The sequence below is a fragment of the Pseudomonas sp. NyZ201 genome (assembly GCF_049860765.1).
Lineage (GTDB): Bacteria > Pseudomonadota > Gammaproteobacteria > Pseudomonadales > Pseudomonadaceae > Aquipseudomonas > Aquipseudomonas bharatica.
Genome location: NZ_CP187557.1, coordinates 762,545 through 781,684 on the forward strand (window position 1 = coordinate 762,545; position 19,140 = coordinate 781,684).

Below are 19,140 nucleotides of genomic sequence, written 5' to 3' on the forward strand. Positions count from 1 at the left end.
CAAGGGGCCGAGGTGTGCTTTAGAAGAAGCCCAAAGGATTGATGTCGTAGCTCACCAGCAGGTTCTTGGTCTGCTGATAGTGATCGAGCATCATCTTGTGGGTTTCACGGCCGACACCGGACTTCTTGTAGCCACCGAACGCGGCATGCGCCGGGTACAGGTGGTAGCAGTTGGTCCACACGCGGCCGGCCTTGATCCCGCGGCCCATGCGATAGGCGCGGTTGATATCCCGGGTCCAGACGCCGGCACCCAGGCCGAATTCGGTGTCGTTGGCGATGGCCAGGGCCTCGGCTTCGTCCTTGAACGTGGTGACGCTGACCACCGGGCCGAAGATCTCTTCCTGGAACACGCGCATGCGGTTGTTGCCCTTGAGCAGGGTCGGCTGGATGTAGTACCCGGTGGCCAGGCTGCCTTCGAGTTTTTCCACCTGGCCGCCGGTGAGCAGTTCGGCGCCTTCCTTCTCGGCGATCTCCAGGTAGGACAGGATCTTGTCGAACTGCTGCTGCGAAGCCTGGGCGCCGACCATGGTGTCGGTATCCAGCGGGTCGCCGCGCTTGATCTTCTTGACCTTCTCCATCACCACTTCCATGAACTGCGGATAGATGGATTCCTGGACCAGGGCCCGGGACGGGCAGGTGCACACTTCGCCCTGGTTGAAGAATGCCAGCACCAGGCCCTCGGCGGCCTTTTCGATGAAGGACGGCTCGGCCTTCATGATGTCTTCGAAGTAGATGTTCGGCGACTTGCCGCCCAGCTCGACGGTGGAGGGAATGATGTTCTCGGCGGCGCATTTCATGATGTGCGAACCCACCGGCGTCGAGCCGGTGAAAGCGATCTTGGCGATGCGCTTGCTGGTGGCCAGGGCTTCGCCGGCTTCGCGACCGTAGCCTTGCACGATGTTGAGCACGCCCGGCGGCAGCAGGTCGCCGATCAGTTCGACCAGCACGGTGATGCCCAGCGGCGTCTGTTCGGCAGGCTTGAGTACCACGCAGTTGCCGGCGGCCAGGGCCGGGGCGAGTTTCCATGCGGCCATGAGGATCGGGAAGTTCCAAGGGATGATCTGCCCGACCACGCCCAGCGGTTCGTGGATGTGATAGGCCACGGTGCCTTCGTTGATCTCGGCGGCGCCGCCTTCCTGGGCACGGATGCAGCCGGCGAAGTAGCGGAAGTGGTCCACCGCCAGCGGGATATCGGCGTTCAGGGTTTCGCGGATGGCCTTGCCGTTGTCCCAGGTCTCGGTGATGGCCAGGACTTCGAGGTTCTGCTCGATGCGGTCGGCGATCTTCAGCAAAACGTTGGAGCGGTCCTGTACGGAGGTGCGGCCCCAGGCGTCGGCTGCGGCATGGGCGGCGTCCAGGGCCTTGTCGATGTCTTCGGCAGTGGAGCGGGGGAATTCGGCGATTGGCTGGCCGTTCACCGGCGACGTGTTGGTGAAGTACTCGCCTTTGACCGGAGCCACGAACTCGCCATTGATGTAGTTACCGTAGCGGCTCTTGAACGAAACCTTTGCGCCTTCGGTACCCGGATGTGCGTAACGCATGGTGTCTCTCCTGGCTTATGTGTTTTGTTGGGGAGGATATGGAGCGTAGAGCAAAGGTCGGGCCAGTGCCCGCAGAGGGCGCTGGATCGATGATCTGGCGCAGTTTTCCGGGGATCCGCGCGGCGTTTTGTAAGGGATGCGGCACAGCCTGGGTGACACTTTGTACCGCTGGCGGTACAGCCCGTGACCCGGCGGTCAAGCCGCCATTGCAATGCGCCAGCGCCTGGAGGATGCTGGCTTTCTCTCACCCGCGGAGAACAATAAAAAGTGCAGGGTAATCATCTGAGCCGGCATGCCCGGCAAGTGCTGACGGTGACGCAGGGCAAGGGTGGCTTGCAGGGCCCTGGCAGCGACCCGTCGATCGCCCGCTCCTGGCTGCGCTGCCTGGAGGACTACCACCTCGATCCGGCCCTGGCCGTAGCGCCGACGGTGCTCGAGCATGAGCGTGTGCTGGAAAGCCGCGACCGCCTGCGCCAGGTGCTGCAGATTGCCGACGGCGAAATGAACAGCCTGCACCAGCAACTTTCCGGGGCCGGCCATGCGGTACTGCTGACCGACGCGCGCGGGGTCATCCTCAATTGCGTGACCGCACCCAGCGAACGGCGCATCTTCGAACGCGCCGGCCTGTGGCTGGGCGCCGACTGGAGCGAAGCGCGGGAGGGCACCAATGGCATCGGCACCTGCCTGGTCGAGCGCCAGGCCCTGACCATCCATCAGGACGAACACTTTCGCGGCCGTCACACCGGGCTGACCTGCTCGGCGAGCCCGGTGTTCGATCCCCACGGCGAACTGCTGGCGGTGCTCGATGTGTCATCGGCGCGGGCCGATGCTTCGCGGCAGAGCCAGTTCCACACCATGGCGCTGGTCAATCTCTCGGCGAAGATGATCGAGAGCTGCTATTTCCTGCGTTGTTTCGACAATCACTGGTTGCTGCGCTTCCATCTGCAGGCCGAGTCGGTCGGGCTGTTCAGCGAGGGGCTGCTGGCCTTCGATGGCGAAGGGCGGATCCGTGCGGTGAACCAGAGCGCCCTGAACCTGCTGGGCAACCTGCGAGGCGGGTTGCTCGGGCAACCGGTGGAGATGTTCTTCGATTGTCGGCTGGACGATCTGCTGGGGCGCGCCACTGCCCTGGCCAGCACCAGTTGGCCGCTACGGACCCGCGATGGTCGTCGCTTGTTCGCCAGCGTGCGCGGGCAGCAGGTGCGGCCGCTGTCTGCTCCGAGCGTCGCTGCAGCGAAGCCGGACGACATCTGTTTGCTCGACCCGGCGCTGCAAAACGACTTCCGTCGTGCAGTGCGGGTGTTCGAACGGGATGTGCCGCTGCTGCTCAACGGCGAGACCGGTTCGGGCAAGGAGGCCTTCGCCAAGGCCGTGCACCAGGCCAGCCAGCGCGCGGGCAAGCCGTTCATCGCACTCAACTGCGCGTCTATCCCGGAAAGCCTGATCGAAAGCGAACTGTTCGGCTATCGCGGCGGCAGCTTCACCGGCGCGCGCAAGGAAGGCATGCGCGGCAAGTTGCAGCAGGCCGATGGTGGCACCTTGCTGCTGGACGAGATCGGCGACATGCCGCTGGGCCTGCAGACCCGGCTGCTGCGTGTCCTGGAAGAACGTCAGGTGGTGCCGATCGGCGGCGAGCCGCAGGATGTGGATGTGCGCATCATCAGTGCCACCCACCGCAATCTGCTTGACCGGGTCGCCGATGGCAGCTTCCGTGAAGACCTCTACTACCGGCTCAACGGGCTGGAGGTGGCATTGCCGGCATTGCGCGAGCGCTCTGACAAGGCGCAGCTGCTGGACTTCATCCTCGCCCGGGAGGCGGGGCGCCAGTCGGTGCAGCTCGAACCGGCAGCCCGCCGGCTGCTGCTGGACTTCGCCTGGCCGGGCAACGTGCGGCAATTGCGTAACGTCCTGCGCACGCTGGTGGCGCTGTGCGAGGACGGCCGGATCGGCGTGCACGACCTGCCAGCACTGGTGCGCACTGCGCCCTTGACCGCGGTCGTGCCGGTCGCGCCTGTGGATAACCCGGCGCACCCGCTGCACGATGCCGAGTGCCAAGCCTTGCTGGCGGTGCTCGAGGAAAAACGCTGGCACATGACCCAGGTTGCGGCGCAGCTCGGCATAAGTAGAAACACCCTGTATCGGAAACTGCGCAAGCATGGGCTGTCCAAGGGGGCCTGAAGCAAACACCGGGTGAGTTTTTCCCCCCTCTGGGCTACCCTGCCTGCACGTTTTCCGAGGTTGACCATGCACATTCACATTCTTGGTATCTGTGGCACTTTCATGGGCTCGCTGGCGGTACTGGCCAAGGAGCTCGGCCACCACGTCACCGGCTCCGATGCCAACGTCTACCCGCCCATGAGCACCCAGCTCGAAGCCCAGGGCATCGCCCTGACCCAGGGGTATGATCCGGCGCAACTGGACCCGGCTCCCGACCTGGTAGTGATCGGCAATGCGCTGTCGCGGGGCAACCCGGCAGTCGAATACGTGCTGAACAAGGGCCTGCCCTACGTTTCGGGCCCGCAGTGGCTGGCCGACCATGTGCTGCAGGGCCGCTGGGTCCTGGCGGTGGCGGGCACCCACGGCAAGACCACGACCAGCAGCATGCTGGCCTGGGTCCTGGAGCACGCCGGGATGAGCCCGGGCTTCCTGATCGGCGGCGTTCCGCAGAACTTCTCGGTGTCGGCGCGGCTGGGCGGTACGCCGTTCTTCGTGGTCGAGGCCGACGAATACGACAGTGCCTTCTTCGACAAGCGCTCGAAATTCGTCCATTACCGCCCGCGTACCGCGATTCTCAACAACCTCGAATTCGACCACGCGGATATCTTCCCTGACCTGGCGGCCATCGAGCGTCAGTTCCACCATCTGGTACGGACCATTCCCAGCGAGGGGCTGGTGATTCATCCGACTACCGAACCGGCGATCAAGCGAGTCATCGAAATGGGCTGCTGGACCCCGGTGCAGACCACCGGTGTCGGCGGCCAGTGGCAGGTGCGCCTGCTCAGCGATGACGGCTCGCGTTTCGAAGTCAGCTTCGAGGGCGAGGTGCAGGGTGTGGTGGAGTGGGAACTGACCGGCCAGCACAACGTCGCCAACGCCCTGGCCACCCTGGCGGCGGCACGCCATGTCGGTGTCGTCCCGGCCCTGGGCATCGCGGCCCTGAGCGCGTTCAAAAGCGTCAAGCGGCGGATGGAAAAGGTTGCCGAGGTCAACGGCATCACCATTTATGACGACTTCGCCCACCACCCGACCGCCATCGCCACCACCCTCGACGGCCTGCGCAAGCGGGTTGGCGATGCTCCGGTGATCGCAGTGATCGAACCGCGTTCCAATTCCATGAAGCTCGGCGCCCATCGCGACGGTCTGCCGGAAAGCGTCAAGGACGCCGACCAGGTGATCTGGTACGCGCCACCCAACCTCGGCTGGGACCTGGCCGCCACCGCTGCGCAATGCACGGTGCCGGCGGTGGTGGCGGACAGCCTTGAAGCCATCATCGAGCGGGTCAAGGGCCAGGCCCGCGCCGGTACCCAGGTGGTGATCATGAGCAACGGCGGCTTTGGCGGCCTGCATGGCAAGCTGGCCGAGGCGCTGCGCGGATGAGCGGGCCGGAGCGCATCACCCTGGCCATGACCGGCGCGTCCGGGGCCCAGTACGGCTTGCGCCTACTGGATTGCCTGGTACGCGAGGACCGCGAGGTGCACTTCCTGATTTCCAAGGCGGCGCAACTGGTGATGTCCACCGAGACCGACGTGATTTTGCCGGCCAAGCCCCAGGCCATGCAGGCATTCCTCACCGAGTACACCGGTGCTGCTGCCGGGCAGATCCGGGTGTATGGCAAGGAAGACTGGATGTCGCCGGTCGCCTCCGGCTCCGGCGCGCCGGCGGCGATGGTGGTGGTGCCCTGTTCCACCGGCACGCTTTCGGCGATTGCCACCGGCGCCTGCAACAACCTGATCGAGCGGGCGGCGGATGTCACCCTGAAGGAGCGCCGCCAGTTGATCCTGGTGCCGCGCGAGGCGCCATTTTCCACGATCCACCTGGAAAACATGCTCAAGCTGTCGCAGATGGGCGCGGTCATCCTGCCGGCGGCACCGGGTTTCTATCACCAGCCGCAGACCATCGACGACCTGGTGGACTTCGTCGTCGCACGGATTCTCAACCTGCTGGATATACCGCAGGACATGCTGCCGCGCTGGGGCGAGCATCACTTCGGAGGCGAGGAGTGAGGGCGCTGGTCTTCGCGCTGCTGGTGGTGCTCAGCGCGACAGGCTGCGCCACGGTGCGGACTCTGGATGCGGCCAAGCCGGGAGCGCCGCTGGTGTATTCCGGAACGCGGCTGGATCTGTATGCGATGCAGGGCGGGTGTTGTGCGGCGGATCGCTTTGGCGCCGAAGCACCGAAGTACCCGGGGCTGGACCTGCCGGGGAGCATGGTGCTGGATACGGTGTTGTTGCCGTTGTCGGTGTTGACCGTACTCGGCGTGGGATTCCAGGCCTCCGGTGGACTGTAAAGCCTACATCTAACCTTGTGGGAGCGGGTTCACCCGCGATTGCGATGGTGGGCTCACTACCGTAATCGCGGGTGAACCCGCTCCCACAGGGACCGCGTTTATTTGCCTAGTTTGCGCAGCTCATCGGACTCCACGATCCGAATCCCATCCTGCTCTTCCAGCGCCAGCCGCCATAGCGCCCTGGCCAACTGGCACGCCTCGATCCCGTGGTACTTGCCCGGAATCAGCTTCGACAGACTGCCCGCCACCTTTTCCGCAAGGCGTGGTTCGCTGCGTTCCCCGAGCAGCAACGATGGCCGGGCGATGGTCAATTGCGGCCAGTCCTGGGCCTTGAGGGCTTCTTCCATCTCGCCCTTGACCCGGTTGTAGAAGATCGACGATTTCGGGTCGGCGCCGATCGCGCTGACCACCAGCAGGTGCCGTGCGCCCATCTCGCGGGCGCGCTTGCTGAAGGCCACGACCATGTCGAGGTCCACCGCGCGGAAGGCATTCTCCGAGCCCGCCTGCTTGATCGTGGTACCCAGGCAGCAGAAAGCGATGTCCACCCGGCCACTGAGCTGCGGCAGGAATACCGCCGGGTCCCCCACCGGGTTTTCCAGGTGCGGGTGTTCGGCCAGTGGGCGGCGGGTTGGCGCGAGTACCCGGCTGATGGTCGGCTCATTGAGCAGGCGATCGAGCAGGTGTTCACCGGTAAGGCCGGTGGCTCCGGCAAGCAGGATGTGCTGCGGCGTCAGGTACATGATGTTTCTCCCTTGCATAGGCTCCAGCTTAGCGGCTGGCCGGGCTTTTTTCCTCAACCGCAGCGTTGCTTTGCAGGGCCTTGCGGGCTTGTTGCTGGCGCAGTTTTTGCCAATGAGCCACTACCCCTTTCGGGGCCCAGATCTGCGGTTCGGATGCCTCGAAATCCTCGGCTTGTTCACGTTGGGCCACATGCGCCCTGGCAAGTTCGAAGGCTTGCAGCAGATCGTCGGTCTGGTTCAGCGCCTGGGCGAACAGGGCATCGCCGAAATAGGTGAAGTCCGCTTCTTCCGAGCAGCCGAACGAGACACGGTCAGCCCGCGAGGCGGTCATGATCAGGGTTCGGTCGTCCTTGAGCGCCTCGATATAGCCCCCGGAATAACAGGCGGAGATGACGATTACCTTGTCACGCTCCTTGAGCGGGGCGAGCGCCGCCGCCAGTTCGTCTGCCGGCAGGTCGGCCAGTTGCAGGCGCGGCTGGTCCAGCACCAGTTCATGTTCGTGGCTGCCGTGGCTAGTCAGGTAGATGAACACCAGGTCGTCCGGGCCGCTGCGTTCGGCCAGGCGGCGGGCGGAGCGGGCCAGGTTCTCGCGGGTGGCCATGGCGCGATCGGCCAGGTGGTCGCGATGGTTGACCAGGGTGATCTGGCCGACCGCGCCGAAACGGGTCTTGAGCATGTCGCTGACATAGTCGGCTTCGCGCATGAACACGCTCTGGTTGCCGTCCCCGGCCAGGGTCAGGCTGTACAGGTCGATGGAGCCGCTGGACGCCGGCACGCGGGCCAGCTCCTGTTCCAGCAGCGTGCCCTGGTTGAGCAACGCCTGCTCCAGCGGGTCGGGCAGCAACCGGCCTTTTTCGTCACGAACCCGCAGGCCGTTGATCCAGTGGCCGTCCTCGACCTTGCCGTCCGGCAGCACCAGCCGTCCGCTGCCCTGGTAGGCATCGTTCTCGAAGCCGCCGGTATAGACGCTGCCGTCGGCCAGTTGCAGGCGGCCCTTTCCGGCAAAGCGCCATTCCTGGAAGCCGCCCTTGTAATGGCTGCCATCGACCGCGAAGAGTTCGCCCGGGCCGGTCAGGGAACCGTCCTTGAACTCGCCGATCCACACATCGCCATCGACGTTCTCGTAACGGCCGCGCCCTTCCAGGCGATTGGCCTTGAAGTCGCCGATGTACTGATCGCCCTCGGCGCTGCTGAAGGTGCCGGTGCCGTTGAGCTCACCATCGACGAAACGACCGCTGAACTGATTGCCGCTGGTGTCGCTGCGCACGCCTTCGCCGTTGGGCTTGCCCTTGGCGAACTGGCCCTGGTACTGGCTGCCATCGGCGAGCACCAGCTTGCCGGCGCCGCTGTACTGGTCGTCCTTGAACTGGCCACTGTAATGCTGGGCGCCGTCGCGCAAGGTTCCCTCGCCATCGCGCCGGCCCAGCTTGAAGCCGCCGTTGTAGCTACTGGTGGCGGTGGTCAGTTTGCCCTGGCCGTGGAACAGGCCCTGCTGGAACTGGCCGATATAGACCTCGCCGTTGCTGCCGTGCCACTCGCCCTGACCATCCAGCTGGCCGTTGCTGAAATGCCCGGCGTACCAACTGCCGTTGGGATAGTCGATACGACCCTCACCCTGCAGCAGGCCGTCCACCACATCTCCCCGGTAGCGGCCGCCATCGGGCAGTCGGGCATCGGGCGGCGACAGCGATTCACCGTCGCCGCAGGCAGCGAGCAAAAGAATCAAGGCAAATGGAACGAAAGGGCGCATGGCGGGGTCCGGGCGGTCTAGGCCCACGAGTATGCCGCAGAAGCCGGGCGAGGGTGAAACGGCCCGGCAGGCCGTTTCGCACGTGCAGGGTCAGAGGAAGGCGAGGGAGAGCGGTTCGGCAATGTAGGCGGGTTTTTCTTCGCCTTCGATTTCCAGGGTGGCGGTTGCCTTGAGCAGCCACTGGCCGGGTTTCTTCTCGGTGACGTCCGTGAGGGTCACCGCCAGGCGCACCCGAGAATCGACCTTGACCGGCTGGATGAAGCGCACGCTGTCGAGTCCGTAGTTCACCACCATCTTCAGCCCTTCGGGCAGGACGAGGATGTCTTCCATCAACTTGGGGATCAGCGACAGGCTGAGAAAACCATGGGCAATGGTGCTGCCAAATGGCGTTTTTGCCGCCTTCACCGGGTCCACATGGATGAACTGGAAGTCGCCGGTGGCCTCGGCGAACAGATTGATGCGTTCTTGATCGATCTTCAGCCATTCGGAACGTCCCAGTTCCTTACCAACGTACTGCGACAGCTCTGCAACGGGTACATAGGGCATCGCGACTCTCCTGACTGTCCTTGAATGATTTGTGACCAGCAAAGATACGAGCGTCTAAGATCAGCACGCGATGAAAGCCTGGTCAAGTGCCTATGCCTCGGGCGAATGTCGGGTTATAGGCAGGTCGATAGCGTGCTTATAATGGCCGCCAGGTTCGAGGGGAGGTATGCGATGTTGTTGCGCGGTTTGACGTGGCTCGTGCTGTTCCAGTTGCTCGGAACGGCGGTCAATCACTTGCTGGTGCCGATCCTGCCCGGGCCGATCATCGGCCTGGTGCTGTTGCTGGTGTTCTTGATGGTGCGTGGCGAAGTCGGTGCGCCGCTGAGCGAGGCGTCGTCCAGCCTGTTGCGCTACCTGCCGCTGTTGCTGGTACCGCCGGCAGTGGGGGTGATGGTCTATGCCGCCGATATCGTCGCCGACTTCTGGGCCATCGCCGGGGCGCTGGTACTGTCGCTGGTGCTGGCCATGGCCTTCTGTGGCGTGCTGATGCAGAAGATGATCAATCGCGGCAAGCACTCCGGGGAGCGTCCATGATGCTCGATTGGCATGGCGCGACCCAGGCGGTGATCCATCATCCGCTGTTCGGCATCGGCGTTACCCTGGCGGCGTACCAGATCGTCATCGCCGCCTACGAGAAAACCCGCTGGATCTTCCTCCAGCCCGTACTGGTCTCCATGCTGGTGGTGGTGGGTGTGCTGCTGAGCTGCGGCCTGACCTACGCCGAATACCGCAAGAGCACCGAGATCATGAACATCCTGCTCGGCCCGGCCACCGTGGCCCTGGCCGTGCCGCTCTATCTCAACCTGCGGCGCATTCGCCAACTGTTCTGGCCGACTTTTACTACGCTGGTAGTCGGAGGCGTGTTCGCCACCGGTATCTGCCTGCTGCTGGGCTGGTGGTTCGGGGCCGAGCACATGATCCTGATGACCCTGGCGCCGAAGTCGGTGACGTCGCCCATCGCCATGCTGGTGGCCGAGCAGATCGGCGGCGTGGCGGCCCTGGCTGCGGTGTTCGTGCTGATCACCGGGGTGATCGGGGCGATCTTCGGCCCGGCGCTGTTGACCGCGCTTGGCGTGCGCAGCCCCGAAGCCCGGGGCATGGCCCTGGGCCTGACCGCCCATGCGGTGGGCACGTCGGTGGCCTTGCAGGAAAGTGAAGAGTGCGGGGCTTTCGCAGCCCTGGCGATGAGCCTGATGGGCGTGGCTACAGCGGTATTCCTGCCGCTGGCGGTCAGCCTGGTTGCCTAGAGGAGCTGCAATGAGTTTGCCCCTGTTTACCCTGAATACCGTGCTGTTCCCCGGTTGCAACCTGGATTTGCAGATCTTCGAAGCCCGTTACCTGGACATGATCGGCCGCTGCATGAAGCAGGGCGGCGGCTTTGGTGTGGTCTGCATCCTGGAGGGCGAACAGGTCGGCAGGGCGCCGGAATCCTTCGCGGGAATAGGCTGCCAGGCGCTGATCGAGGATTTCCAGCAGCAGGACAACGGTCTTCTGGGTATCCGGGTGAAAGGCGAGCGACGCTTCATGGTCGATGACTTCGAAGTGCGCAAGGACAACCTGCTGGTGGCCGATGTGCGCTGGCTCGACGAGCAGGCCGACCTGCCCCTCGACGAGGATGATGACGACCTGCTGGCGCTGTTGATGGCCCTGGCCGAGCATCCCATGGTCTCCGGCCTCGACATGGCCAGCCAGATCACCGGCAAGCAGGCCCTGGCCAACCAGTTGGCCTACCTGCTGCCCTTCGATGACCAGGACAAGCTCAAGCTGCTGGCCATCGATTCTCCTACCCAGAAACTGGTGGCGATCCAGTCGCTGCTGGACCGCATCCAGGGCGAACTCTTCGCCTGAACCTCAATAGGAATAGCGCAGCAGCGCATGGGGCAGGGCGTGCAGGGCAAAGAACGCCAGCACGCCGACGCAGGCCGGCAGGATCAGCCACCACACCCGCAGCGACATGGCATACAGCGGTTCGCGGTACTGGATCACCGTCAGGCTTACCGCGCATACACAGCAGGCCAGCAGCCCGCCGGCAAGGACATCGGTCGGCCAGTGCACGCCGAGATAGACCCGCGACATGGCGATCGACAGCGCCGGCAGGCAGCCCAGCAGGATCCAGGTCAGGCGCATGCGCGGCGGCTGGCTGCGCCCGGCCAGCACTGCCAGGGTCAGGAAGAAGGCGAAGGATGCCGAGCTGTGGCCGCTGGGCATGCTGTAGCTGGTCAGCGGTTCGGTCAGCACTTCCGGGCGAGCGCGGGCGAAGAACCACTTCAGACCGGCGTTGCAGATCGCCGTACCGCCCAGGGTGGCGGCGGCGAAGAATGCCGGGCGCCATTGCCGGGTCAGCAGGAGCAGGGCGACCAGCACGGCGGCGACAACGAATTGAGTACGGAAATCGCCAAGGCGGGTGATCAGCACCATGATGCTGTTCAGGTAATCGCTGCGGTGTTCCTGGACCAGCGCCATCAGTCCCTGGTCGAGATGGGTCAGGTAGGGCCAGCCGAAGAAGATTGCCGCCAGCATCACCAGGCTGACCGCTGCGATCAAGCGGGTGCCGCGGGGCTGGGCGCGCAGTGAGCTGTTGATGCTCACCCCGACCAGGATGGCCAGGCCCGCTGCGACCACCCCGGCCTGCGGCCAGAAGCCTTCCGGCAGTGGCAGGCGCATGGCCGCGCCGGTGGCCCAGCCAGGCAGCAGGTAGGCCAGCGACCAGCCGGCGGCGGCGATCAGGCTGACCGCTATAAAGCGCGGCAGCGGCATGTCGAACATGCCCGCAACCATCGGCAGCATCGGCCGCAGCGGCCCGATAAAGCGGCCGACCAGCAGGCTGGCGATGCCATAGCGCTGGAAATAGGTTTCCGCGCTGCCGATCCATTCCGGGTGATGGCGCAGTAGGGGCAGGCGCCGGATGTTCTGATGGAAGCGTCGGCCCAGGGTGTAGGACACCGCATCCCCCAGCAACCCGCCGAGGTAGCCCAGGATCAGGGTTCCATGCAGCGACAGGGCGCCGCTGCCGGCCAGCACGGCCACGGCGAACAGCAATACGGTGCCGGGCACGATGATCCCGGCGATCGCCAGGCACTCCACGAAGGCCACCAGAAATATCGCCAGACCCAGCCATTGCGGGTTCATCGTCAGCCAGCCGGTGAGGCTGTCGAGCCATGGGCCCATCGTCTCAGTTTCCTTGTGTCAGAAAGAAGAAGTCGCGGCCTTCGACTTGGCCGCGGCGCAGCGGGTTCCGCGTGCAGTACCGTGCGTATTCGGCATCGACGAAACGCAGCGGCAGATGTTCGTCGCGGCCTTGAGGGATGCCCAGCCGTGTGGTCTGGATTATTTGTTGCACGATGATTCCGCAATCCTCGACGAACAGCTGGTGCGGATCGAAGCGCTTGGCGTCCCAGTTCGGCACTTTCAAGCCCAGGGCCTTGCACAGCAGGGTCTGCCCGGCGCACAGGCGCTCGGGCGGGCGGAGGCCGCCGCTGGCGTCCGGGTTGTTCAATTGCATCTGTGCCAGGGCGTTGTCGTCGGACAGTTCATCCACCCAGGGGAAGCCGGACTTGATCAGCACCGCATTGCCCGGGCCCTGGGCGCTGAAGTTCAGCGAATCGCCACCGCGGGCGTAGTACATGTAGATATGCCCGCCATCGAGGAACAGCGCCTTGCGTTTCTCGGTGTAGCCCAAGGACGCGTGGCTGCCTTTCTCGTCGAGGTAATAGGCTTCGGTCTCGATGATTCGCGCCGACAGCCAGAACGGGCCCTGTCGATGGCGGATGATCTTGCCCAGCAAGGCCTTGGCCAGGACCTGGGCGTCGCGGTCGAAGAAGCTGTCGGGCAAAGGGGCGGGGTGCGGCATCGTGGCTCTGGAATGGGGAAATGAGGCCGGGATGATAGCAACTTCTTCCTTTATCCAGGCTGAACGGGACGCACGATATCGCAGATGACGCGGACCCTGTGGGAGCGGGTTCACCCGCGATTGCGATGGTGAATTCACTGACTTAATCGCGGGTGAACCCGCTCCCACAGGGTCCGCGTCGCTGGAACGCCCTACCATCCGACTGTCACCGCTGGGCGTATAACCCCATGACAGTTATACTCGTCCGATTTTCCCCTTCGCCAAGACACTGAGCCCCATGACTGAGTCCGTTCTTGACTACATGACCCGCCTGGGTCGCGCCGCCCGCGAGGCGTCTCGCGTTATCGGCCGTGCCAGCACCGCGCAGAAGAACCGCGCGCTGCACGCTGCCGCCAACGCCCTGGACGCGGCTCGCGCCGAACTGTCCGCAGCCAACGAGCTGGACCTGGCCGCCGGCCGGGCCAACGGCCTCGAGCCGGCCCTGCTCGATCGCCTGGCCCTGACCCCGGCACGCATCGACGGCATGATCGTCGGTCTGCGCCAGGTCGCCAGCCTGCCGGACCCGGTGGGTGCGATCCGCGACATGAGTTACCGGCCGTCGGGTATCCAGGTGGGCAAGATGCGCGTGCCCCTGGGCGTGATCGGGATCATCTACGAGTCGCGGCCGAACGTGACCATCGATGCCGCGAGCCTGTGCCTCAAATCGGGTAACGCCACCATCCTGCGCGGCGGCTCCGAGGCCATCCATTCCAACCGTGCCATTGCCGCCTGCATCCAGCGCGGCCTGGCCGAGGCCGGCTTGCCGGCTGCGGTGGTCCAGGTGGTGGAAGTCACCGACCGCGAGGCGGTGGGCGCGCTTATCAGCATGCCGGAGTTCGTCGACGTCATCGTTCCGCGCGGCGGCAAGGGCCTGATCGAGCGCATCAGCCGCGACGCCCGCGTCCCGGTGATCAAGCACCTGGACGGCATCTGCCACGTGTATGTCGGCGAGCACGCCGAGCTGGACAAGGCCCGGCGCATCGCCTTCAACGCCAAGACCTACCGCTACGGTATCTGTGGCGCGATGGAGACGCTGCTGGTGGATTCGAGCATCGCTGCCGAGTTCCTGCCAGAAATGGCCCGCCAGTTCCGCGAGAAAGGCGTCGAGCTGCGTGGTTGCGAGCGTACCCGCATGGTCATCGAAGCCGCGCCTGCGAGCGAAGAAGACTGGAGCACCGAGTACCTGGCAGCGATCCTGTCGATCCGCATCGTCGATGGCATCGACGCGGCGATCGAGCATATCAACCACTATGGTTCGCACCACACCGACGCCATCGTCACCGAGCACCAGGGCCTGGCCCGGCGCTTCGTTGCCGAGGTGGATTCGGCTTCCGTGATGATCAACACCCCGACCTGCTTCGCCGATGGCTTCGAGTATGGCCTGGGCGCGGAAATCGGCATTTCCACCGACAAGCTGCACGCCCGCGGCCCGGTCGGCCTGGAAGGCCTGACCTGCGAGAAATACGTAGTCGTCGGTGACGGCCAGCTGCGCGGCCAGGAGTCCTGATCCGTTGAGCAAGGCCCCGGCGATCCGGCGGATCGGCATCCTTGGCGGCACCTTCGATCCGGTGCACATCGGCCACCTGCGCAGCGCGCTGGAAGTGGCCGAGTTCATGGGCCTGGACGAGCTGCGCCTGTTGCCGAACGCCCGCCCGCCACACCGCGATACCCCGCAGGTAGCGGCGCAGGATCGCCTGGCCATGGTGCGTTGCGCGGTGGCCGGTGTCGAACGGCTGAGCGTGGATGACCGCGAGCTGTTGCGGGACAAGCCGTCGTACAGCATCGACACCCTGGAGTCGTTGCGCGCCGAACTGGGCGCCGGCGACCAGCTTTTCCTGCTGATGGGCTGGGATGCCTTTTGCGGCCTGCCCGGCTGGCACCGCTGGGAAGAGTTGCTGAAACATTGTCACATCCTGGTCCTGCAACGTCCGGATGCCGACATAGAACCCCCAGACGAGCTGCGCAACCTGCTGGCTGCGCGCTCGGAGAGCGATCCCACCGCCATGTCCGGCCCGGCGGGGAACATTTCGTTCGTCTGGCAGACGCCGCTTTCGGTGTCCGCCACGCAGATCCGGCAGCTGCTGGCCAGCGGCAAGTCGGTGAGGTTCCTGGTGCCGGACGCAGTACTGGCCTATATCGAGACGCACGGCCTTTATCGTGCGTAGAGCGGCAGGCGCCCATGGGCGCCGCTATCAATGAGTTGAACGAGTTTTATATGACCAAGCAGAAAATCACCGGCGAAGAGCTGGTCCAACTGGCCAAGTCGGCCCTGGAAGAAGTCAAGGCACAGGACATCCAGGTGATCGACGTACGCGCCAAGCACAGCCTGACCGACTACATGATCATCGCCACCGGTACCTCCAACCGGCAGATCAATGCGATGGCCGAGAAGGTCCGCGAAATCGTCAAGCAGCAGGGCGTGATGCCCCTGGGTGAGGAAGGCAAGGGCGACAGCGACTGGGTCCTGCTCGACCTGAACGACGTCATCGTGCACATGATGACCGCCGCCGCCCGCCAGTTCTACGACCTGGAACGCCTGTGGCTGGGTGCCGAGCAGAGCCGTGCCGCCGATGGCAAGCACCATAGCCCGGAAAACACCCATGAGCATTTCGCCAAGCTCAACAAAGACCTGGACTGAGGTAGCGCCGTGCGTCTGCGATTGATCGCGGTCGGCTCGCGCATGCCCAAGTGGGTCGAGGAAGGCTGGCATGAATATGCCAAGCGCCTGCCGTCGGAGCTGTCCCTGGAACTGGTGGAAATCCCGCTCAATACCCGGGGCAAGAACGCCGACGTCGCCCGCCTGATCCGTCAGGAGGGCGAGGCCATGCTGGCCAAGGTCCAGCCGGGGGAGCGCATCGTTACCCTGGAGGTCCATGGCAAGCCCTGGAGCACGGAGCAACTGGCGGTCGAGCTGGACCGCTGGCGGCTGGACTCGCGTACCGTCAACCTCATGGTCGGCGGCCCGGAAGGGCTGGCACCGGAGGTCTGTGCGCGCAGCGAGCAGCGCTGGTCGCTGTCGCCGCTGACCCTGCCGCATCCCCTGGTACGGATACTGATCGGCGAACAGATCTATCGCGCCTGGACGGTTCTGTCCGGGCACCCTTACCACAAATAAGCCGTAAGCCTTTTCAATGTCGCAGCCGATCCGCCTCAAGGACCACGAGAAAGACGCCCGTCTGGTGCGTAGCCGCGTCGTGGTCGGCGCGGTGGCGATCCTGCTGCTGATCTGCGTACTGATCGCCCGGCTGTACTACCTGCAGGTGATCCAGTACGACTATCACTCCACGCTGTCGGAAAACAACCGGGTGCATGTGCAGCCGATTCCGCCGACCCGCGGGCTGATCTTCGACCGTAACGGCGTGATCATCGCCGACAACCGGCCCAGCTTCAGCCTGAGCATGACCCGTGAGCGCTCCGGCGACTGGCAGCAGGTGCTCGATGTGATCGTCGAGGTGCTGGAACTGACTCCGGACGACCGCGCGCTGTTCGAAAAGCGCATGCGGCAGGGGCGTCGGCCGTTCGAGCCGGTGCCGATCCTGTTCGAACTGACCGAAGAACAGATCGCCCGGATCGCGGTGAACCAGTTCCGCCTGCCCGGCGTGGAAGTGGTGGCGCAACTGGTGCGGCACTATCCGCAGGGCGCGCACTTCGCCCATTCGGTGGGCTATGTCGGGCGCATCAACGAAAAAGAGCTGAAGACCCTCGACCCGGTCAACTACAGCGGCACCCACCATATCGGCAAGACCGGTATCGAGCGCTTCTACGAGGATGAACTGCACGGCCAGGTGGGCTACGAGGAAGTCGAGACCAACGCCCGCGGTCGCGTCCTGCGCGTGCTCAAGCGTACCGACCCGATTCCTGGCAAGGACATCGTCCTCAGCCTCGACATCAAGCTGCAGGAAGCCGCCGAGCAAGCCCTGGGCGGCCGCCGGGGAGCGATCGTCGCGCTCGACCCGCGCACTGGCGAGGTCCTGGCGATGGTCAGCCAGCCCAGCTTCGACCCGAACCTGTTCGTGACCGGCATCAGCTTCAAGGCCTACGCCGAGCTGCGCGATTCCATCGACCGGCCGTTGTTCAACCGCGTGCTGCGCGGCCTGTACCCGCCGGGTTCGACCATCAAGCCGGCAGTCGCCATTGCCGGCCTGGATTCCGGGGCCGTGACCCCGTCCACCCGGGTGTTCGACCCGGGCTACTACCAGTTGCCCAACTACGACCACAAGTACCGCAACTGGAACCGCACCGGCGATGGCTGGGTCGATCTCGACACGGCGATCATGCGTTCCAACGACACCTACTTCTATGACCTTGCGCACAAGATGGGCATCGACAAGCTGTCCAGCTACATGAACCGCTTCGGCATCGGGCAGAAGGTCGCCCTCGACATGTTCGAGGAGTCGCCTGGGCTGATGCCGTCGCGCGAATGGAAGCGTGCGACCCGTCGCCAGGCCTGGTTCCCCGGCGAGACCCTGATCCTCGGTATCGGCCAGGGCTACATGCAGGCCACGCCGCTGCAACTGGCCCAGGCCACCGCGCTGATCGCCAGCAAGGGCAAGTGGAACCGTCCGCACCTGGCCAAGAGCATCGAAGGCCAGCCACCGGTGGACCCGAACCCGATGGAAGACATTGTCCTGCGCGACAAGGCCGACTGGGCCAGGGTCACCCATGGCATGGAGCAGGTGATGCAGGGCGCCCGGGGTACCGCGCGCAAGGCGGCCATCGGCGCGCAGTACAGGATTGCCGGCAAGAGCGGTACCGCCCAGGTCGTCGCCATCAAGCAGGGTGAAAAGTACGACCGCAGCAAGGTCCAGGAACGCCATCGCGACCACGCGCTGTTCGTCGGCTTCGCCCCGGCCGAGGATCCGAAGATCGTGATTTCGGTGATGGTCGAGAACGGCGAGTCCGGATCCGGCGTCGCCGCCCCGGTACTGCGCCAGGTCATGGACGCCTGGCTGCTGGATGAAAGTGGCCGCCTCAAGCCCGAATACGCCCCCAACGCCTCCGTTGCCCAGGAATCGGCCCCGTGAAGAGTAATTTCGACCGCATGCTGTCCAGCGAGGACGTGATGCGCCGCCGCGCCAGCTTCCTGCAGCGCATCCATGTCGATGGCCCGCTGCTGGTCCTGCTGCTGACCCTCGCTGCCGGCAGCCTGTTCGTCCTCTATTCGGCCAGCGGCAAGAACTGGGACCTGCTGCTCAAGCAGGCGTCATCCTTCGGTATCGGCCTGGTCTCGATGTTCGTCATCGCCCAACTGGAACCGCGCTTCATGGCGCGCTGGGTGCCGTTGGCCTATGTGGTCGGGGTGACCCTGCTGGTCGTGGTGGACATCATGGGCCACAACGCCATGGGTGCGACGCGCTGGATCAACATCCCCGGCGTGATCCGCTTCCAGCCTTCGGAGTTCCTCAAGATCATCATGCCGGCGACCATCGCCTGGTACCTGTCCAAGCGCACGCTGCCGCCGCATCTGAAGCATGTGCTGATCAGCCTGATTCTCATCGGCATCCCCTTCATCCTTATCGTTCGCCAGCCGGACCTGGGTACCGCACTGCTGATCCTTGCCTCCGGTGCCTTCGTCCTGTTCATGGGCGGCCTGCGCTGGCGCTGGATCATCAGCGTGGTGGCTGCGGCGGTGCCGGTGGCCGTGGCGATGTGGTTCTTCGTCATGCACGACTACCAGAAACAGCGCGTGCTTACCTTCCTCGACCCGGAAAGCGATCCCCTGGGGACCGGCTGGAACATCATCCAGTCCAAGGCGGCGATCGGCTCCGGCGGGGTATTCGGCAAGGGCTGGCTGCTGGGTACCCAGTCGCACCTGGACTTCCTCCCGGAAAGCCATACCGACTTCATCATCGCCGTGCTCGGCGAGGAGTTCGGCCTGGTGGGCATCTGTGCGCTGCTGCTGATCTACCTGCTGTTGATCGGCCGCGGGCTGGTGATCACCGCCCAGGCCCAGACCCTGTTCGGCAAGCTGCTGGCCGGCAGCCTGACCATGACCTTCTTCGTTTATGTCTTCGTCAATATCGGCATGGTCAGCGGTTTGCTGCCCGTGGTGGGCGTACCGCTGCCCTTCATTAGCTACGGTGGAACTTCGCTGGTGACGCTGCTGTCAGCGTTTGGCGTTCTCATGTCGATCCATACCCACCGCAAATGGATCGCGCAGGTTTGATC

The 19,140-nt window shown here is 64.7% G+C and carries 19 protein-coding genes; 13 read left to right on the top strand and 6 right to left on the bottom strand.

Going from position 1 to position 19,140, the window contains the following annotated elements:
• Positions 1-19: 19 nt before the first annotated feature.
• Positions 20-1,540, bottom strand: coding sequence for an acetaldehyde dehydrogenase ExaC (exaC, locus tag ACPFMA_RS03465; protein ID WP_009397401.1), 1,521 nt, complete (start codon positions 1,538-1,540; stop codon positions 20-22).
• 267 nt (positions 1,541-1,807) lie between these two features.
• Between exaC and ACPFMA_RS03470 the strand changes: the two genes are divergently transcribed.
• From ACPFMA_RS03470 to ACPFMA_RS03485, 4 genes are all read left to right on the top strand, one after another.
• Positions 1,808-3,718, top strand: coding sequence for a sigma-54-dependent Fis family transcriptional regulator (locus ACPFMA_RS03470; RefSeq protein WP_425929694.1), 1,911 nt, complete (start codon positions 1,808-1,810; stop codon positions 3,716-3,718).
• Positions 3,719-3,784: 66 nt separating this feature from the next.
• Positions 3,785-5,137, top strand: coding sequence for a UDP-N-acetylmuramate:L-alanyl-gamma-D-glutamyl-meso-diaminopimelate ligase (mpl, locus tag ACPFMA_RS03475; RefSeq protein WP_420058264.1), 1,353 nt, complete (start codon positions 3,785-3,787; stop codon positions 5,135-5,137).
• The gene (ubiX, locus tag ACPFMA_RS03480) at positions 5,134-5,763 is read left to right on the top strand and encodes a flavin prenyltransferase UbiX (RefSeq protein ID WP_420058265.1); all 630 of its coding nucleotides are present in this window, start codon (positions 5,134-5,136) and stop codon (positions 5,761-5,763) included. Before mpl ends, ubiX begins: the two co-directional genes overlap by 4 nt.
• Positions 5,764-5,768: 5 nt before the next feature.
• Entirely contained in the window at positions 5,769-6,047 is a 279-nt protein-coding gene (locus ACPFMA_RS03485; RefSeq protein ID WP_420058321.1) for a YceK/YidQ family lipoprotein, read from the top strand.
• A 98-nt stretch (positions 6,048-6,145) separates the two neighbouring features.
• Here the strand turns inward: ACPFMA_RS03485 and ACPFMA_RS03490 are convergent, their stop codons facing one another.
• From ACPFMA_RS03490 to ACPFMA_RS03500, 3 genes are all read right to left on the bottom strand, one after another.
• The gene (locus ACPFMA_RS03490) at positions 6,146-6,787 is read right to left on the bottom strand and encodes an oxidoreductase (protein WP_064302061.1); all 642 of its coding nucleotides are present in this window, start codon (positions 6,785-6,787) and stop codon (positions 6,146-6,148) included.
• Between the two features lie 28 nt (positions 6,788-6,815).
• Entirely contained in the window at positions 6,816-8,537 is a 1,722-nt protein-coding gene (locus ACPFMA_RS03495) for a C13 family peptidase (protein WP_420058266.1), read from the bottom strand.
• Between the two features lie 90 nt (positions 8,538-8,627).
• A complete protein-coding gene (locus ACPFMA_RS03500; RefSeq protein WP_064302059.1) occupies positions 8,628-9,083 on the bottom strand; it encodes a MaoC family dehydratase in 456 nt (151 codons plus the stop codon).
• Between the two features lie 171 nt (positions 9,084-9,254).
• Here ACPFMA_RS03500 and ACPFMA_RS03505 point away from each other — a divergent pair, with 171 nt between their 5' ends.
• Genes ACPFMA_RS03505 through ACPFMA_RS03515 form a run of 3 tightly spaced genes read left to right on the top strand, consistent with a single transcriptional unit; the run spans position 9,255 to position 10,931 of the window.
• Positions 9,255-9,617 (top strand): CidA/LrgA family protein, encoded by a 363-nt coding sequence (locus ACPFMA_RS03505; RefSeq protein WP_009397909.1) that lies wholly within the window; start codon positions 9,255-9,257, stop codon positions 9,615-9,617.
• Positions 9,614-10,330, top strand: coding sequence for an LrgB family protein (locus ACPFMA_RS03510; RefSeq protein WP_009397910.1), 717 nt, complete (start codon positions 9,614-9,616; stop codon positions 10,328-10,330). The genes ACPFMA_RS03505 and ACPFMA_RS03510 overlap by 4 nt, the downstream gene beginning before the upstream one ends.
• A 10-nt stretch (positions 10,331-10,340) precedes the next feature.
• Complete coding sequence (locus tag ACPFMA_RS03515) at positions 10,341-10,931, top strand: LON peptidase substrate-binding domain-containing protein (protein ID WP_064302057.1); 591 nt, start codon at positions 10,341-10,343, stop codon at positions 10,929-10,931.
• Between the two features lie 3 nt (positions 10,932-10,934).
• On the opposite strand, the gene ACPFMA_RS03520 is transcribed toward ACPFMA_RS03515, so the two are convergent.
• Together ACPFMA_RS03520 and ACPFMA_RS03525 are read right to left on the bottom strand one after the other, a co-directional pair.
• Positions 10,935-12,251, bottom strand: coding sequence for a bifunctional DedA family/phosphatase PAP2 family protein (locus tag ACPFMA_RS03520; RefSeq protein ID WP_425929695.1), 1,317 nt, complete (start codon positions 12,249-12,251; stop codon positions 10,935-10,937).
• A gap of 4 nt (positions 12,252-12,255) precedes the next feature.
• A complete protein-coding gene (locus ACPFMA_RS03525) occupies positions 12,256-12,933 on the bottom strand; it encodes a DNA-3-methyladenine glycosylase (RefSeq protein WP_420058269.1) in 678 nt (225 codons plus the stop codon).
• A gap of 277 nt (positions 12,934-13,210) precedes the next feature.
• Here ACPFMA_RS03525 and ACPFMA_RS03530 point away from each other — a divergent pair, with 277 nt between their 5' ends.
• Genes ACPFMA_RS03530 through rodA form a run of 6 tightly spaced genes read left to right on the top strand, consistent with a single transcriptional unit; the run spans position 13,211 to position 19,138 of the window.
• Positions 13,211-14,479, top strand: a complete 1,269-nt coding sequence (locus ACPFMA_RS03530; RefSeq protein ID WP_420058270.1) for a glutamate-5-semialdehyde dehydrogenase — start codon at positions 13,211-13,213, stop codon at positions 14,477-14,479.
• 4 nt (positions 14,480-14,483) lie between these two features.
• A complete protein-coding gene (nadD, locus tag ACPFMA_RS03535) occupies positions 14,484-15,137 on the top strand; it encodes a nicotinate-nucleotide adenylyltransferase (RefSeq protein WP_009397917.1) in 654 nt (217 codons plus the stop codon).
• 50 nt (positions 15,138-15,187) lie between these two features.
• Positions 15,188-15,610, top strand: a complete 423-nt coding sequence (gene rsfS, locus ACPFMA_RS03540) for a ribosome silencing factor (RefSeq protein WP_037059871.1) — start codon at positions 15,188-15,190, stop codon at positions 15,608-15,610.
• A gap of 9 nt (positions 15,611-15,619) precedes the next feature.
• Positions 15,620-16,087, top strand: coding sequence for a 23S rRNA (pseudouridine(1915)-N(3))-methyltransferase RlmH (gene rlmH / locus ACPFMA_RS03545; RefSeq protein WP_009397919.1), 468 nt, complete (start codon positions 15,620-15,622; stop codon positions 16,085-16,087).
• 16 nt (positions 16,088-16,103) lie between these two features.
• Positions 16,104-17,996, top strand: a complete 1,893-nt coding sequence (gene mrdA / locus ACPFMA_RS03550; protein WP_064302054.1) for a penicillin-binding protein 2 — start codon at positions 16,104-16,106, stop codon at positions 17,994-17,996.
• A 38-nt stretch (positions 17,997-18,034) separates the two neighbouring features.
• Positions 18,035-19,138, top strand: a complete 1,104-nt coding sequence (gene rodA, locus ACPFMA_RS03555) for a rod shape-determining protein RodA (protein WP_009397922.1) — start codon at positions 18,035-18,037, stop codon at positions 19,136-19,138.
• Positions 19,139-19,140: the final 2 nt, after the last annotated feature.

What these genes read in the sequence shown, in the direction of transcription:
- exaC (WP_009397401.1), bottom strand. Translation starts at nt 1,540, where the DNA reads ATGCGTTACGCACATCCGGGTACCGAAGGCGCAAAGGTTTCGTTCAAG.
- mpl (WP_420058264.1), top strand. Translation starts at nt 3,785, where the DNA reads ATGCACATTCACATTCTTGGTATCTGTGGCACTTTCATGGGCTCGCTG.
- ubiX (WP_420058265.1), top strand. Translation starts at nt 5,134, where the DNA reads ATGAGCGGGCCGGAGCGCATCACCCTGGCCATGACCGGCGCGTCCGGG.
- ACPFMA_RS03490 (WP_064302061.1), bottom strand. Translation starts at nt 6,787, where the DNA reads ATGTACCTGACGCCGCAGCACATCCTGCTTGCCGGAGCCACCGGCCTT.
- ACPFMA_RS03495 (WP_420058266.1), bottom strand. Translation starts at nt 8,537, where the DNA reads ATGCGCCCTTTCGTTCCATTTGCCTTGATTCTTTTGCTCGCTGCCTGC.
- ACPFMA_RS03500 (WP_064302059.1), bottom strand. Translation starts at nt 9,083, where the DNA reads ATGCCCTATGTACCCGTTGCAGAGCTGTCGCAGTACGTTGGTAAGGAA.
- ACPFMA_RS03505 (WP_009397909.1), top strand. Translation starts at nt 9,255, where the DNA reads ATGTTGTTGCGCGGTTTGACGTGGCTCGTGCTGTTCCAGTTGCTCGGA.
- ACPFMA_RS03510 (WP_009397910.1), top strand. Translation starts at nt 9,614, where the DNA reads ATGATGCTCGATTGGCATGGCGCGACCCAGGCGGTGATCCATCATCCG.
- ACPFMA_RS03515 (WP_064302057.1), top strand. Translation starts at nt 10,341, where the DNA reads ATGAGTTTGCCCCTGTTTACCCTGAATACCGTGCTGTTCCCCGGTTGC.
- ACPFMA_RS03520 (WP_425929695.1), bottom strand. Translation starts at nt 12,251, where the DNA reads ATGGGCCCATGGCTCGACAGCCTCACCGGCTGGCTGACGATGAACCCG.
- ACPFMA_RS03525 (WP_420058269.1), bottom strand. Translation starts at nt 12,933, where the DNA reads ATGCCGCACCCCGCCCCTTTGCCCGACAGCTTCTTCGACCGCGACGCC.
- ACPFMA_RS03530 (WP_420058270.1), top strand. Translation starts at nt 13,211, where the DNA reads ATGACTGAGTCCGTTCTTGACTACATGACCCGCCTGGGTCGCGCCGCC.
- rsfS (WP_037059871.1), top strand. Translation starts at nt 15,188, where the DNA reads ATGACCAAGCAGAAAATCACCGGCGAAGAGCTGGTCCAACTGGCCAAG.
- mrdA (WP_064302054.1), top strand. Translation starts at nt 16,104, where the DNA reads ATGTCGCAGCCGATCCGCCTCAAGGACCACGAGAAAGACGCCCGTCTG.
- rodA (WP_009397922.1), top strand. Translation starts at nt 18,035, where the DNA reads ATGCGCCGCCGCGCCAGCTTCCTGCAGCGCATCCATGTCGATGGCCCG.